General features: G+C 74.4%; 14 protein-coding genes and 1 tRNA gene. 6 read left to right on the top strand and 9 right to left on the bottom strand.

The genetic code is table 11. The annotated features are described in order from the left end of the window. Positions 1–57 precede the first annotated feature (57 nt). Both IDM29_RS02015 and IDM29_RS02010 read right to left on the bottom strand, forming a co-directional pair. Complete coding sequence (locus IDM29_RS02015; protein ID WP_309232664.1) at positions 58–1,275, bottom strand: ABC transporter substrate-binding protein; 1,218 nt, start codon at positions 1,273–1,275, stop codon at positions 58–60. Between the two features lie 232 nt (positions 1,276–1,507). After that, positions 1,508–2,131, bottom strand: a complete 624-nt coding sequence (locus tag IDM29_RS02010) for an ANTAR domain-containing response regulator (RefSeq protein WP_182114141.1) — start codon at positions 2,129–2,131, stop codon at positions 1,508–1,510. Positions 2,132–2,211: 80 nt separating this feature from the next. Between IDM29_RS02010 and IDM29_RS02005 the strand changes: the two genes are divergently transcribed. Beyond that, positions 2,212–2,285, top strand: a tRNA-Leu gene (locus IDM29_RS02005). Positions 2,286–2,296: 11 nt separating this feature from the next. Here IDM29_RS02005 and IDM29_RS02000 read toward each other — a convergent pair. Both IDM29_RS02000 and IDM29_RS17770 read right to left on the bottom strand, forming a co-directional pair. Then, positions 2,297–3,130, bottom strand: a complete 834-nt coding sequence (locus tag IDM29_RS02000) for a universal stress protein (protein WP_188037142.1) — start codon at positions 3,128–3,130, stop codon at positions 2,297–2,299. Between the two features lie 125 nt (positions 3,131–3,255). After that, positions 3,256–3,360: a hypothetical protein gene (locus IDM29_RS17770; protein WP_370525859.1), complete on the bottom strand. Its 105-nt coding sequence runs from the start codon at positions 3,358–3,360 to the stop codon at positions 3,256–3,258. A 140-nt stretch (positions 3,361–3,500) separates the two neighbouring features. Between IDM29_RS17770 and IDM29_RS01995 the strand changes: the two genes are divergently transcribed. After that, positions 3,501–5,366, top strand: coding sequence for an AAA family ATPase (locus IDM29_RS01995; protein WP_309232663.1), 1,866 nt, complete (start codon positions 3,501–3,503; stop codon positions 5,364–5,366). A gap of 3 nt (positions 5,367–5,369) precedes the next feature. On the opposite strand, the gene IDM29_RS01990 is transcribed toward IDM29_RS01995, so the two are convergent. Further along, positions 5,370–6,953, bottom strand: coding sequence for a diguanylate cyclase (locus tag IDM29_RS01990; RefSeq protein WP_182113789.1), 1,584 nt, complete (start codon positions 6,951–6,953; stop codon positions 5,370–5,372). A 218-nt stretch (positions 6,954–7,171) separates the two neighbouring features. Between IDM29_RS01990 and IDM29_RS01985 the strand changes: the two genes are divergently transcribed. The 3 genes from IDM29_RS01985 to IDM29_RS01975 all read left to right on the top strand — a co-directional run bounded on the left by IDM29_RS01985 (position 7,172) and on the right by IDM29_RS01975 (position 10,507). Next, positions 7,172–7,612, top strand: a complete 441-nt coding sequence (locus IDM29_RS01985; RefSeq protein ID WP_182113788.1) for a GAF domain-containing protein — start codon at positions 7,172–7,174, stop codon at positions 7,610–7,612. Positions 7,613–7,655: 43 nt separating this feature from the next. After that, positions 7,656–8,072 (top strand): ATP-binding protein, encoded by a 417-nt coding sequence (locus IDM29_RS01980; protein WP_182113787.1) that lies wholly within the window; start codon positions 7,656–7,658, stop codon positions 8,070–8,072. A gap of 359 nt (positions 8,073–8,431) precedes the next feature. Next, entirely contained in the window at positions 8,432–10,507 is a 2,076-nt protein-coding gene (locus IDM29_RS01975; RefSeq protein WP_182113786.1) for a SpoIIE family protein phosphatase, read from the top strand. A gap of 264 nt (positions 10,508–10,771) precedes the next feature. Here IDM29_RS01975 and IDM29_RS01970 read toward each other — a convergent pair whose 3' ends face one another. Continuing rightward, complete coding sequence (locus tag IDM29_RS01970; RefSeq protein ID WP_220458032.1) at positions 10,772–11,131, bottom strand: TraR/DksA C4-type zinc finger protein; 360 nt, start codon at positions 11,129–11,131, stop codon at positions 10,772–10,774. Between the two features lie 172 nt (positions 11,132–11,303). On the opposite strand from IDM29_RS01970, the gene IDM29_RS01965 reads away from it, so the two are divergent. Then, entirely contained in the window at positions 11,304–12,527 is a 1,224-nt protein-coding gene (locus tag IDM29_RS01965; RefSeq protein WP_182113785.1) for a TerC family protein, read from the top strand. Between the two features lie 25 nt (positions 12,528–12,552). Here IDM29_RS01965 and IDM29_RS01960 read toward each other — a convergent pair whose 3' ends face one another. From IDM29_RS01960 to IDM29_RS16955, 3 genes are all read right to left on the bottom strand, one after another. After that, on the bottom strand, positions 12,553–13,092 hold the full coding sequence (locus IDM29_RS01960) for a metallophosphoesterase (RefSeq protein WP_182113784.1): 540 nt from the start codon (positions 13,090–13,092) through the stop codon (positions 12,553–12,555). Then, positions 13,089–13,694 (bottom strand): biotin-dependent carboxyltransferase family protein, encoded by a 606-nt coding sequence (locus tag IDM29_RS01955; protein ID WP_188037140.1) that lies wholly within the window; start codon positions 13,692–13,694, stop codon positions 13,089–13,091. Before IDM29_RS01955 ends, IDM29_RS01960 begins: the two co-directional genes overlap by 4 nt. Further along, the coding region (locus IDM29_RS16955; RefSeq protein ID WP_223147857.1) for a hypothetical protein at positions 13,649–13,856 on the bottom strand (208 nt) is incomplete at its 5' end. The genes IDM29_RS01955 and IDM29_RS16955, both read right to left, overlap by 46 nt.

The raw sequence follows: 13,856 nt of genomic DNA, 5'->3' as shown, positions 1-13,856 counted from the left end.
TTCCCCGGCCGGGGCTTCGTCGTGCTGTGCTGACTACTGCTCAGCGCTGACCAGCGCTCAGAGCTCGCCGAACTCCTGCGAGATCCAGGCGTTCTTGTTCTCCGCGTCGAACTGGTAGATGCCCACCCAGGCCGACGACGGGTCGTTGTCCTCGTTGAACGCGCCCACGCCCGAGACGGCGACGTAGTCGATGTCCTCGCCGCTCTCGATGAGCTCGACGCAGTCCGCGAACGTCTCGCACTCGGTGCCACCGTCCGCGCCGGACACGGCGTGCAGGTTGGCCTGGATGGTCGGGCCGTCCGTGCCACCGCCCTTGACCGCGGCCAGCGCGGCGAGCACGACGGCGTCGTAGGACTCGCCGGCGTAGTTGTAGTCCTTGAGGTCGGGGTTGACCTCGAGCAGGCGCTCGCGGAACTCCTCGCTCGCGTTGGCCCCGGGCTGGGTCCCCTTCGCGCCCTCGAGCGTGCCGGGCTCGAAGTCCGCCGAGTAGTCGGCGAGGTTGCCGTCGACCAGGTAGAGCTTGGAGGTGTCGAAGCCGGCCGAGCTCAGGGCCGGGATCAGGAGCTTCGTCTGGTCGAAGGCGATGACCACGACGGCGTCCGGGGACGTCGACAGGGCCGCGGTCACGGCCGACGGGATGACGTCGTCGGACGCCGGGTCGAACTCCTCGCCGGGGTTGCCGTACGTGACGGTGACGCCGGCCTCCTCGAGCTCACCCTTCGCGACGTCCCGCAGCGTGACGCCGTAGTCGTCGTTGAAGACGAGGAAGGCGACGTTGGAGTGGCCGTCGTTGATGATCGCGTTCGCGAGGGCGCGGCCCTGGATGAGGTCCGACGGTGCGGTCCGGAAGTAGAAGTCCGAGTAGCCGCTGAGGCTGGTCGCCGTGTTCGCCGGGGAGATCTGCACGACGTCGGAGCCCGTGATGTCGTCGACGACGTTGAGCGTCACCGAGGACGACGCCGCGCCCACGATGACCTGGACTTCCTGGCTCAGGAGGTCGGTGACCGACTGCGTGGCGACCTCGGCGTTGTCGGCGTCGGACGAGTCCGCGTGGACGACCTCGACGTCGTTGCCGAGCACGCCGCCGGCCTCGTTGATCTCCTTGATCGCGAGGTCGACACCGGCGATCTCGGGCGGGCCGAGGTAGGCGAGCGACCCGGTCTGCGGGAGCAGGGAGCCGATGATCAGCGGCTCGCTCGACGAGCCGCCGCCCCCGGTGCTGCCGGTCTCCTCGCCACCGCCCTCCTCGCCACCGCCGGCGCACGCCGTGAGCACGAGAGCGACGGCACCTACCAGAGCAGCGGCACGAGCCGCGTGAGTGGAACGCTTCATACGGGAGCTCCCTCTTCTGAGCACTGTGTTCTCCCGCACCGGCTTGGAGGCCCCGGCGCCGGACTGTGCTCGGAAACGTACCCCGGAAGTGTGTCCGAAGTGTGACATGCGTCGTATCAGTCGGCGTCGTTGCCGAGTTGTGACCAACGTCCTACGGCGATGTCACGCGCAGGTGTCAGGAGGACGCGCCACCGACCTGCTCGATGACGGCGTCTGCCACCTCGCGCATCGTCAGACGGCGGTCCATCGACGTCTTCTGGATCCAGCGGAACGACTCGGGCTCCGTCAGGCCCATCTTCGTCATGAGCAGGCCCTTGGCGCGGTCGACCCGCTTGCGCGTCTCGAACCGGTCCGCGAGGTCGGCGACCTCGGCCTCGAGCGCGCTGATCTGGCTGTACCGCGAGATCGCGATCTCGACGGCGGGCAGGAGGTCGGCGGGCGTGAACGGCTTGATGACGTACGCCATCGCGCCGGCGTCGCGCGCGCGCTCGACGAGCTCCTTCTGCGAGAAGGCGGTCAGGAGCACCACCGGCGCGGCGTGCTCCTTGCCGATCCGCTCGGCGGCCGTGATGCCGTCCATGACGGGCATCTTCACGTCCATGACGACGACGTCGGGCCGGAGCTCGACCGCGAGGTTCACGGCCGTCTCGCCGTCACCCGCCTCGCCGACGACGTCGAAGCCCGCGTCGCGCAGGGTCTCGACGACGTCCATGCGGATCAGCGCCTCGTCCTCGGCGACGACGGCGCGTCGCGCGGGCCTCGCCCCCGGCGCGTCGGGGGCCGGCCCGGGACCGCCCATCGGCAGGTCGAGGTCGGGTGTCTGCGGCACGTCCTTCTCGGTCACGGCGATAGCCTAGTGGAGTCGGCGCCGCCGGCAGTGCCCCGATAGCCCAACCGGCAGAGGCGTTCGGCTCAAACCCGATCCAGTGTGGGTTCGAATCCCACTCGGGGCACCCCCGCGCCGTCAGACCGGGCCGCCCGCGTGCGCGACGACCACCGGGCACGGCGCGTGCAGCACCACCTCGTGGCTGACCGAACCGAGCGCCGCCCCGTCGAGACCCTCGTCGCCGTGCGCGCCGACGACGAGCAGCTGGGCGTCGCGCGCCGCCTCGAGCAGCGCGCGAGCGGGCCGGCCGCGTACCAGGCGCCGGCTGAGCGGCACGCCCGCACCCTCGAACGGGGCCAGCATCTCGCGCAGGGCGACCACCTCCGACTCCCGCAGCGCGTCCGCCAGCCCGTGCGTGGGCAGGATCGCGGCCGGCGGCACCGTCGGCGCGTCCCACGCGCGCAGCACCTCGAGGCGGGAGCCGGACCGGACCGCCTCGGCGAGGGCGAACGCCAGGGCGGCGCGCCCGTCCGGCGAGCCGTCGACCCCGACGACGACGGAGCGCACGCCCGACGGCCGCCGTGCGGGCACCAGTGCGACGGGGCACCGCGCGGACGCGGCGAGGCGGTAGGCCAGCCACGCGCCGGCGCCCTCGCCCGCGGGCACCACGAGCAGGGCGGCGTCGCGCGAGCGCTCCAGGAGCGCGCGCCGCGGCGGGTCGGTGACCAGGACGGAACGCACCCGCAGGCCGGGCACGAGCTGCTCCGCCCGGTCGGCGCACGCCTCGACGAGGTTCTTGCCCTGCTGCTCGATCGCGTGGTCGAGGTCCACGTCGAACCCCCACGCCGGCTGCCCCACCGCGTGCACCACCTCGAGGAGCGCGCCCCGCGTCGCGGCCGCGTCGGCCGCCCACGCGAGCGCCTCCTCGCCGTTCGCCGTCCCGTCCACCCCGACGACCACCGTGGCTGCCATCGCCCCTCCTCGCGCGTCGCGCCGGGTCCGACGGTCCCGGGCGTCACCAGCCTCCGGCGGTCCGGCGTCGATGGCGAGGGTCCAAAGGCCCGGGCCCGGCCCACGTCCCGCCCGGGCTCCGGGCGCTAGGCGTCGTCGGTGGCGATCCGCACGTGGACGTCCTGGCCGACGAGCTCGCCCTGGCAGCTGCCGAGGTCGTGGACGTAGCACTCGTGGGTGCAGGGGCCCAACGGCCCGGCCGCTGCGCGGAGGCGTGGGCCGAACGGGTGAGCGACGCCGCGCCGGTTGCCCGGATTGTCCGATTCCCGCGACGATGGCGCCTTGCGGCCGCCGCTCCTGGTGCGACGGCCCCGGCGCGAAGGACTCGCTCGTGACCGACCTGAACCCGCTCCGCACCTCGCAGCACGACATCGCCCTCGACCGGGACCGGCTGCGTCGGCGGCGGTTCTACCGGCTCGCCGCCGTGGTGCTGCTGGTGGAGGCGTGGTTCATCGTGGTGCCGCTCACCGGCCGCTCGCCGCTGCCGGCGCTGCCCGCGGTCGACCCGTTCCTCGTGACCATCATCGTCTTCTTCGCCGCGATGCTCGCGGTCGTCGTCGGGACGCAGGTCGTCAGCAGCCGGTCGCCGCACCTGACGTACCGGCCGGAGCAGGTGGACGTGACCCTCGACGACGTCATCGGGATCGACCCGGTGAAGGAGGACGTCCGGCGCTCCATCGACCTGTTCCAGATGCACCGGCGCTTCGCGGACCGCATGGGCGGCGCCGCCCGGCGGGGCCTGCTCTTCGAGGGCCTGCCCGGCACCGGCAAGACGATGACGGCCAAGGCCATGGCGGCCGAGGCCGGGGTCCCGTTCCTCTTCGTGTCCGCGACGTCCTTCCAATCGATGTACTACGGAGCGACCGCGCGCAAGATCCGCCGGTACTTCGGCGCGCTCCGCAAGGCCGCTCGCCGGGAGGGCGGCGCGATCGGCTTCATCGAGGAGATCGACGCCATCGCCCTGCGGCGCGGCGGCATGCTCGCGGCGGACCCGAGCGGTCGCGCCCATGCGGGTGGCCTGCCCCGCCCGGGCCTGGTCCACGACCGGATCACGAGCGAGGGCACCGGCGGCGTCGTCAACGAGCTCCTCGTGCAGATGCAGTCCTTCGACGAGCCGACGGGGACCGAGCGCCTCGTCAACCGGCTCGTGGCGGCGGTCAACCTGCTGCTCCCCGCGGACCGTCAGATCCCCCAGATCCGGCCGCAGCGCGTCCCGATCCTGCTCATCGCCGCGACGAACCGCGCCGACTCGCTGGACCCCGCGCTGCTGCGCCCCGGGCGGTTCGACCGCCGGCTGACCTTCGCCGCCCCCGACGTCCACGGCCGGCGGGCCCTGGTGGACCACTTCCTGGCCCGCCGGGCGCACGAGGCCGACCTCGACGACCCGCGCCTGCGTGACCGGCTCGCCGCGGCGACCAACGGCTGGACCCCCGTGATGATCGAGCACGTGCTCGACGAGGCGCTCGTCAACGCGCTGCGCCGCGGCTCGGAGGCGATGTGCTACGCCGACGTCGAGACCGCCCGCCTGACCGAGATGGTGGGCATCGGGCAGCCCGTCGCCTACACGCCCGCCGAGCAGCGTCTCATCGCCACCCACGAGGCGGGGCACGCGGTCGTCGCGTGGCTCGTGGCCCCGCAGCGGCAGCTCGAGGTCCTCACGATCGTCAAGCGGGGCGACGCGCTGGGCCTGCTGGCGCACGGCGACGCCGAGGAGGTCTACACCCACTCCGCGTCGGACCTCCGCGGCCTCGTCGAGATCGCGATGGGCGGCCTGGTCGCGGAGGAGCTCTTCTTCGGCCAGACGACGACCGGGCCCGCGAGCGACCTGGCCGCGGCCACCCGCACCGCCGCGCAGATGGTCGGGGCCGCCGGGATGACGGGCTCGCTGGTGTCGTTCCTCGCGACCGGGCACGACGTCGTCGAGGGCGTCCTGGGCGACCGCACCGCGCGGGCGCAGCTCGAGAGCGTCCTGGAGGACGCCCGGCACCGGGTGCTGTGGCTGCTGAGCGAGAACCGGCACCTGGTCGAGGCCCTGCGCGACGCGCTGCTGGAACGGCACGAGCTCGTCGACGACCAGATCACGGACGTGCTCGAGGCCGCCCGCGCCCGCGGCGCCGAGACCCCGGACGACGTGCCCGCCGCGAGCGTGCCGGCCGACGCCGCGCGGTCCGGCGGCGGGCGGCTCACCGCGGCCTGAGCCTTAGGAGGCGACGACCACCCGGTCACGTCCCGCCCGCTTGGCCGCGAGCAGGGCGGCGTCGGCCTCCGCCCAGCGGTCCCCCGGGGTGTCCGTCGTGGGGCCGGCACCGACCGACACGGTGACCCGGAGCCCGGGGGCGAGCTCCTCCCACGGGTGCTGCCGCACCGTCGCGTGGACCCGCTCGGCCAGCGCCACGGCCGCGTCGCTCCCGCCGGTGAGCAGGACCAGGAACTCGTCACCGCCGAAGCGCGCGACCACGTCGGACTCGCGGGCCTGCGACCGCAGGATGCCCGCCACCCGGCGCAGCACCCGGTCGCCCGTCGCGTGCGAGTGACCGTCGTTGATCGCCTTGAAGTCGTCGACGTCGACGAACACCGCCCAGCGGTCGACGACGTGCTGCTCCGCGGCCGCGTCGATGAGGCGCCGGTTGCCCAGGCGCGTCAGCGGGTCCTGCATGAGCACCTCACCGATGCGGGTGGTCTCCGCCGTGAGCTCGCGCAGCTGGTGGCGGTCGTTGAGGGCGGCGAAGCGGCCCTCCTGCTCCGACCACAGCCGTGCCAGCGCGTCCCGCGCCACCCGCCGCACGAGAGCCAGCGCGGGGTGGGGCCCGGTGATCGCCTCGTGCACGTCGGCGAGGTCCGAACGCGCCGTCGCGGCCCACACGTCCCGGCCCGCCGCGTCCGCGTCGCCGACCAGGGTCGTCAGCAGCCGGACCGCCTCGTCGAGGCGACCGTCGTCGGCGGCGGACTGGGCCAGCACGAGCTGGAGCAGGTGGGTCTCGACGAGCTCGGACCGCGGCGCGAAGCGGGTGGCGGCGGCCGCTGCCCGCGCGGCCGCGAGCCCTCGCTCCCCCAGGTGGAGCATCGCGTACGCCTCGACCACCTCGCCGCGGGCGACGAGGGCGTCGTTGCCGTCCGTGCGCGCCGCGGCGACCATGCGGCGGGCCCGCGACGCGCACTGGACGAGACGCTCCCGCGCGTCGGCGGTGCGTCCGATGAGCAGCAGGCTCGCCGCCCAGAACGCGCTCAGCAGCGCGACCTCGCCCGCCACGAGGGCGTCGACCTCCGGGCGTCCCCCGTACCGGATCGTCGCCAGGACGACGTCGGCCTCCTCGAGGAGGTTGATGGAGCGCAGCGCGAGGCCGACGGCGACGCTCGCCGACAGGTGGTCGTAGGTCTGCACGGGCACGGCGCGCAGCAGGAAGTGCGCCTCCGCCGCGGCGGCGATCGCCGCGGAGTGCCGACCCAGCCGGGTCCGCGACTCCACGAGCACGGAGAGCGCCTTCGCGCGCCACGCCGGGTGCACCTCGTCGCCCAGCTCGCGCAGGATCGCCTCGGCGGCGACCACCGCGTCGGTGTGCCTGCCGAGCTCCTGCAGGGCGATGGCCTCGATGTAGCGGAAGTACCTGACGGAGACGACGTCGTCCGCCGCCGCGGCGAACGCCCGACCGGTCCGCGCGAGCCGCACGGCGTGCTCCGAGAACCCCGTCGCGTACTGCTCGTGGGCGACGTCGGTGAGCGCGTCGAGCGGCCCGAAGACCGGCACGGGGACGAGGGTCGCGCCGACCCGGCCGGTGCTGGACATCGGTCTCCTCACCGGGGCGCAGGGTCACGTGGTGACGGGCCCGCGCGGTGCGCCGACTGCCGTCGTCGGCCGCGATTGTGGCAGGTCAGGAGGCGTGTGGCGGCGCGACGTGCCGTCGCCGGGACACGCGACACCCGAACGCCGCGCACGCCGGCCGCTCCGTCGCCGCTACGATCGTGGCGCCACCCGGCGCCCGCCCTCTGACCACCGAGGTCACCATGCCCGCCCTGAGCTCGAGCCTCGACGACTACGCACGCGCGGCGGCCGGCCGGCTCGGCGATGACACGCACTGCAGCATCACGCTGCGCAGCCGCGGCACCCTCGCCTACGTCGCGAGCAGCAACGACCGTGCCCGGCGCTGCGACGAGGTCGAGGTGCACGTCGGCGAGGGCCCGTGCGTCGAGGCCATGGAGCAGCTGCACGGCGTCCTGGTCCCCGACCTCCAGCCCGAGGCCCGCTGGCCGGTCTGGCGACAGGCGGCGCTCGACGCGGGTTTCCGGTCGGCCGCCGCGCTGCCCGCCGTCGTCGACGACCACACCACTGTCGCGATCAACCTGTACTCGGACCTGACCGATCCGTGGGGCCAGGAGCCGCTGCTCGCCATGGACGAGTACATCCAGGAGATCGCCGAGGTGCTCCGAACCAGGCTGGGAAGCTGACGTGGGCACCGCGGAGCCGGTTCGGCAGGCGAGCGGACGCATGATGACCCATGCTGACCCGATGGCCGTCGCCGAGCTCTTCCTCGAGGCGCGACCCTCCTCCATCCGGGCCGCGCGGCAGTGGGCCGTCAAGCACGCCCGGGACTGCGAGGTCGCACCGGGCATGGTCCGCGTGATCGAGCTCCTGACCAGCGAGCTCGCCGCCAACGCGCTGGCACACGGCCCCACCGAGCCCGTCCGGGTGCGGGCCGGGCTGGCGGGCGACCGGTTCCTCGTGCACGTCGTCGACGCGGGCGACGACCTGCCGGTCGTGCGCTCCACCGGGCCCGAGGTGCCCGGCGGGCACGGGCTGCGGCTGGTCGAGCGCCTGGCGGAGGCCTGGGGCGTCGAGCCGCACCGCGATGGCGGCAAGACCGTCTGGTTCGCGGTGCGGACCGACGGCGAGTCACCCCTGAGCTGAGCCCGCAGGGGCGCGCCCGGACGGACGCCTCAGGGGCGTGGGTCGACACGCCGCCACGGGCGCTCGTCACGACGGTGCCCGGTACCGGCGTCGCAGCGCGGGCACACCCGGCCGACACGCGGCGGCCCTCGTCCAGGATCACCCGCCCGTCGCACCGGCGCACGGGCAGCCCGGCGCCGCGGCGTGGTCGCCCGAACGCGCGCCCAGCCTGGCGCCGCGGACCCGCCCTGGTCGATGATGGGCGACGACCGAGGTGAGTGCGGGGGTTTGCGGTGGCCGACGAGCGACGCGTACGAGGCTCCCGGCGGGACCGTCCGACGTCCGGCGCGGGCCGGCCCCGTGGCCCCCGCCGCCCGGTGGTGGACCCCTCCGAGGTCATCGCCGAGCTGGCGCTCGCGGCGGCCGACGTCGGGACCTTCGAGTGGGACCTGGCCACCGGGCAGCTGCACTGGGACGACCGGATGCTGCGCCTCTTCGGCTACACGCGCCAGGAGTTCCGGGGCAGCGTCGCCCAGTTCAAGGCACGCCTGCACCCGGACGACCGGCCCGTCGTCGGGCGCACGGTCCAGCGGGCCGTCGACGCGCGCGGCGAGGTCGAGCTCGACTGCCGGGTGGTCGTGCCCGGGCGGGCGATGCGGTGGTTGACCGTGCGCGGCCACGTCCTGAGCGGCTCGGACGGGACGCCCGCGCGGGTCCTGGGCGTCGGGTACGACAGCACGGCGCGGCGGGACACCGAGGCGCGCGTGGCACGCGTGCTCGAGTCGATCCCGACGGCATTCGTCGGGCTGGACCTCGCGGCACGGGTGACGTACGTCAACGCCGAGGCCGAGCGGATGCTGGGCCGGAGCCGCCACGAGCTCGCCGGCACGGCGCTGTGGCGGGCGTTCCCGGACCCCGTCGCGGCCGCCCTCCAGGCAGCCTGCGACGAGGCGGTGCGCACCGGCACGACGGGGCTGCTCGAGGCCCACCTGCCGCCGCCGTCCGACCGGTGGTACGAGGTGCGGGCGTGGCCGCACGCGGACGGCCTCGGCGTGTCGTTCCTCGACGTCACCGCCAGGCACACCGCGCAGGCCGTCGCCGAGGACGCGGCGCGCCGCGCACGGCTGACGGCGCGGGTCACGCACGAGCTCGCCGAGACCATGGACGCCGAGACGGCCATGGGCCGCCTCGTGCAGCTCGTGGTGCCGGAGCTCGCCGACTGGTGCGTGGTCACCCTGGCCGAGTTCCCGAGCGACGGACGGGCCCCGCGCCGCCGGCTCCGGGACATCGCGACGTGGCACGCGGACGAGGTCGCGCGCCCGCTGGTCGCCCGGTACGCGACGACCCGGCTCGCGGCGCTCGCGGACGAGTCGTTCCCGGGGCGCGCGCTGGACCGCAGAGAGCCGGTGGCCGTGCCCGCGGAGGCGACGGAGCGCATCGCGGCGATGCTGCGGCCCGGGGAGGCGCTCGAGGCCCTGCGGCTGCTCGCACCCGAGTCGGCGGCCGCCCTGCCGATGAGGGCGCGAGGACGCACGGTGGGCGCGATCAGCCTCTTCCGTGGCCCCGAGCGCGCGCCGATGTCCGCGGCGGACCTCGCCGCCGCCCGCGAGGTCGCCGGACGCGCCGGCCTGGCGCTGGACAACGCCCGCCTCTACCGCCAGCAGCGCCAGCTGGCGGAGGCGTTCCAGCGCTCGTTGCTCACGGAGCCGCCCCAGGCGGACCACCTGCAGGTCGCCGTGCGCTACGTGCCTGCCGCCGAGGCCGCCAAGGTGGGCGGCGACTGGTACGACGCGTTCGTGGAGCCGGACGGCGCGACGGTGATCGTGATCGGTGACGTCGTCGGCCACGACGGCGCCGCCGCCGCGACCATGAGCCAGGTCCGCTCGATCCTGCGTGGCGTGGCTGTGACCTGCGGCGCGACACCCGCGGCGGTGCTCGAACGGGTCGACCGCGCGCTGCGGTCGCTGCGGCTCGACGCGCTCGCGACGGCGGTCGTGGCCACGATCGAGCAGACGGACGACGACCGCGGGCGCGGGCTGACGCGGGTGCGCCTCTCGAACGCGGGGCACCCCACCCCGCTCGTCCTCCACCCCGACGGGAGCGTCGCGGCCCTCACCGCGGGGCGACCCGACATCCTGCTCGGGGTGCGCCCGGACACCGAGCGCAGGGAGACCGTCGCCACCCTCGAGCGTGGAGCGACGCTGCTGCTGTACACGGACGGCCTGGTCGAGCGCCGGGACCGCGGCCTGCGGGAGGGGATCGCACTCCTGCGCCGGACCCTCGGCGAGCTCGCGCCCGCCGACCCCGAGACCATCTGCGACCAGGTGCTCGCGCGCATGCTCCCCGTCCACGCCGACGACGACGTCGCCCTGGTCGCGGTGCGTCTGCAGGGCTCGGCCGCACCGCGACCGGCCCGTCAGCCGACCCGCTTCTCGAACCGCGTGCAGGGCGGCTGACCGGTCGCGGTGCGGTCGGGCTTGCGGGCGTCAACGGCGTCGGGACCGCCGGCCGTCCCGGTGATGCGGGGGCTCAGGAGCCCTGAGTGGCACCGATGGGTGCTCCCGTCGGTGCCGCAGGCGCGTCAGTCCCAGAACGGGGGCAGGTCGTCCTCGTCGATGGCGGCGGGCGCGGTGTGCTCGTTCACAGCTGACCTCTCGGATCGGTGGGGGATGTCCAGCACCTCCACCATCGGCGACCGCGAGCCGTCGGACGTAGGACCTTCAGCCCCGCTCGCGTGCCTGCGACGCGGCGCACCCGACGCAGCGCCGCGCCGTCGGCCGCACAGCGAGCCGGTCGTCGCCCACCGGCCCGCCGCACCGCTCGCAGGTGCCGTAGGTGCCCGCCTCCAGGCGGTCGAGGGCGGCGTCCGCGTCGGCGAGGTCCGCGCGGGCCTGGCGCACCAGCGCCGCGAGCTGTGCGCGCTCGAAGGCGACGGTGGCGCCCTCGGGGTCGTGCTCGTCGTCGGCGTTGGACCAGGCGGACGCCTCGACGACCTCGTCGAAGGCCGCACCGAGCCCGCGGAGGCGGGCGAGGGCACCGTCACGCACAGCGGTGACGCGGGCGGCGGCATCGGGCGTCACACCGCCATCCTTGCAGGCGTCGCCCGGGTGCCGCCGTTACGCTTGCGGGCAGGACGACGAGGCCGGACCCCGCGTGTCGGAACCTCGACGGGGCGGCCGACGTTGCTCCCGCAGGGCGCGCGCGAACCGCGGGCGTCGGTACCCGCATGAAGCTCTGGAGGACTCGCGCCCGATGGTTGTCTCACCCCTGGTCTGGATCCTGACGATCGCGGCGATCGTCGGTCTCCTGGCGTTCGACTACGTCTTCCACGTCCGCAAGGCCCACACCCCCACCCTGCGCGAGGCCAGCATCTGGTCGGCGCTGTACGTCGGCATCGCCCTGCTCTTCGGCGTGGGCGTGCTCGTGCTCGGGGGCGGCGACGCCGGCTCGGAGTACTTCGCCGGCTACATCACGGAGAAGGCGCTGTCCGTCGACAACCTCTTCGTCTTCCTCATCATCATGAGCAGCTTCCGCGTGCCGCGCGAGGACCAGCAGAAGGTGCTGCTCTTCGGCATCACCTTCTCGCTCATCGCCCGGACCGCCTTCATCCTGCTCGGTGCCGCGCTGATCAACTCGTTCGCGTGGGTCTTCTACGCGTTCGGGCTCATCCTGCTCATCACGGCGGGCAACCTGCTCAAGCCCGAGTCCTCGGACTCCCACACGGCGGACAACTTCGTCATCCGGCTGGCGCGCCGGGTGTTCCACACCACCGAGCACTACGACGGCGACAAGATGTTCACGCGGGTCGACGGCCGCCGGGCCCTGACGCCGATGCTCCTGGTGATGGTCGCCATCGGCGGCACGGACATCCTGTTCGCGCTCGACTCGATCCCCGCGATCTTCGGCCTGACCCAGGACGTGTACATCGTCTTCACCGCGACGGCGTTCTCGCTGCTCGGGCTGCGCCAGCTGTACTTCCTCATCGACGGCCTGCTGGACCGCCTCATCTACCTGTCGTACGGGCTCGCGGTGATCCTCGGCTTCATCGGCGTCAAGCTGATCCTGCACGCGATGCACAAGAACAACATCCCCTGGGTCAACGACGGCGAGCCGATCGACGTGGTCGAGGTGAGCACCCCGCTGTCCCTGGGTGTCATCGTCGGCGTCCTGATCGTCACGGTCCTGGCGTCGCTCGCCAGCCCTCGTGGTCGAGCCCAGAACGCGCTCAACAGCGCCCAACGCCACGCGACCGAGTACCTCGACCTCGAGTACACGGCGGACCCGGCCGAGCGCGAGCGGATCTACGCCGAGCTCCTCGAGGAGGAGGCGGAGCTCAAGCGCATGGCCGCCGACCACTCGTCGGTGACCAAGGGCCAGGACGAGCTGCGCGAGCTGATCGCCCGGGCGCACGCCGAGCACCGCGCCCACCCGCTGACCAGCACGCCGGCCGACGCCCCGCCGCGGGACACCTTCTGAGGAGAGGCGTCGCCCCGTCGACCGGTCACACGCTCCGGTCGACGGGCAGCAGGCGCACCTCGACGCTCGCGGCGCGCTCGCCCCGCGACGCGTCGCCGCCCCGCGACGGCACGACGGCCGTCATGACGGTGCACACCGGCTGGCGGCGTCGGTCGGTCGGCGAGCCGGGGTTGAGCAGCCGCAGGCCGGACGGCGTCGTCGTGTCCCACGGGATGTGGCTGTGCCCGAACACGAGGACGTCCGCGTCCGGGTAGGCGGCGTCGGCGCGGCGCTCCCTGCCGGCCGCGGCCCCCGTCTCGTGGACCACGGCGAACCGCACCCCCTCGACGGTGCGCCGGGCGACCTCGGGCAGGCGGGTCCGCAGCGCCGGCCCGTCGTTGTTGCCCCAGCAGGCGAGGAGGTCGCGGGACCGCGCCGCGAGCTCGTCGAGCAGGGCGACGTCCACCCAGTCGCCCGCGTGCACCACCAGGTCGGCCTGCTCGACGAGGTCCCACACCGCCCGCGGCAGCCCGCGGGAGCGGGCGGGCACGTGGGTGTCGGCGAGCAGCAGCAGGCGTGTCGTCATCGGTCCTCCGGGACCAGCACCAGGGTCTGGCCGGGCCGCAGCTGCGCGAGCCGGTCCAGGTCGGCGTCGACCACCGTGGCGACCACCGGGTAGCCGCCCGTGACCGGGTGGTCGACCAGGAAGACGACGGGCAGACCCGACGGGGGCAGCTGCACCCCGCCCGCCAGGACGCCCTGGCTCGGGCGCTCCCCCGCGTCGGCCGGCGGCAGCGCGCGACCCTCGAGGCGCAGCCCGATCCGGTTCGACGCCGTCGCGACGGTCCACGGCACGTGCCACAGCGCGGGTCCCGTCGCCCCGTCCCGCCCCGGACGCGGGACGTCCGGGCCCGGGACGGCGCGCACGCGCACCGCGCCCGCCTCGGGGACGACGGGCGGCTCGGGAGCTCCGACGGCGCCGGACACCTCCCCGCGCACCCCCAGGACCGCGCCCGCGGCCACGGGACCCGGGCCGAGCCCACCGAGCACGTCGCTCGACCGGCTGCCCAGGACCCGAGCACCGTCCAGTCCCCCGCGCACCGCGACGTAGGACCGCAGCCCCGACGGCGGCTCCGGCACCGTCAGGACATCACCCTCGGCCAGGCCCACGGCGTGCCACGCGGACACCGTCCTCCCGCCGCGGGCCGTGGCGACCTCGGCCAGACGAGCGTCATGTACTGGCCGAGATTCTGAGACGCCGACCCGGCCGCGTACATCGCGTTCCAGTCGCCGGCGAAGGACTTCTGCGCCTCCTTGAACGGGTCGTACCCGAAGATCGCGTCGAGGACC

The sequence above is a fragment of the Actinotalea sp. JY-7885 genome, from assembly GCF_014525465.1.
Lineage (GTDB): Bacteria > Actinomycetota > Actinomycetes > Actinomycetales > Cellulomonadaceae > Actinotalea.
Note: the sequence above shows the minus strand (reverse complement) of the source record. Positions and strands in the feature narration are given on the sequence as shown.

What these genes read in the sequence shown, in the direction of transcription:
- IDM29_RS01960 (WP_182113784.1), bottom strand. Translation starts at nt 13,092, where the DNA reads ATGACGACACGCCTGCTGCTGCTCGCCGACACCCACGTGCCCGCCCGC.
- IDM29_RS02000 (WP_188037142.1), bottom strand. Translation starts at nt 3,130, where the DNA reads ATGGCAGCCACGGTGGTCGTCGGGGTGGACGGGACGGCGAACGGCGAG.
- IDM29_RS01990 (WP_182113789.1), bottom strand. Translation starts at nt 6,953, where the DNA reads ATGTCCAGCACCGGCCGGGTCGGCGCGACCCTCGTCCCCGTGCCGGTC.
- IDM29_RS02010 (WP_182114141.1), bottom strand. Translation starts at nt 2,131, where the DNA reads ATGGGCGGTCCCGGGCCGGCCCCCGACGCGCCGGGGGCGAGGCCCGCG.
- IDM29_RS01965 (WP_182113785.1), top strand. Translation starts at nt 11,304, where the DNA reads ATGGTTGTCTCACCCCTGGTCTGGATCCTGACGATCGCGGCGATCGTC.
- IDM29_RS01980 (WP_182113787.1), top strand. Translation starts at nt 7,656, where the DNA reads ATGACCCATGCTGACCCGATGGCCGTCGCCGAGCTCTTCCTCGAGGCG.
- IDM29_RS01985 (WP_182113788.1), top strand. Translation starts at nt 7,172, where the DNA reads ATGCCCGCCCTGAGCTCGAGCCTCGACGACTACGCACGCGCGGCGGCC.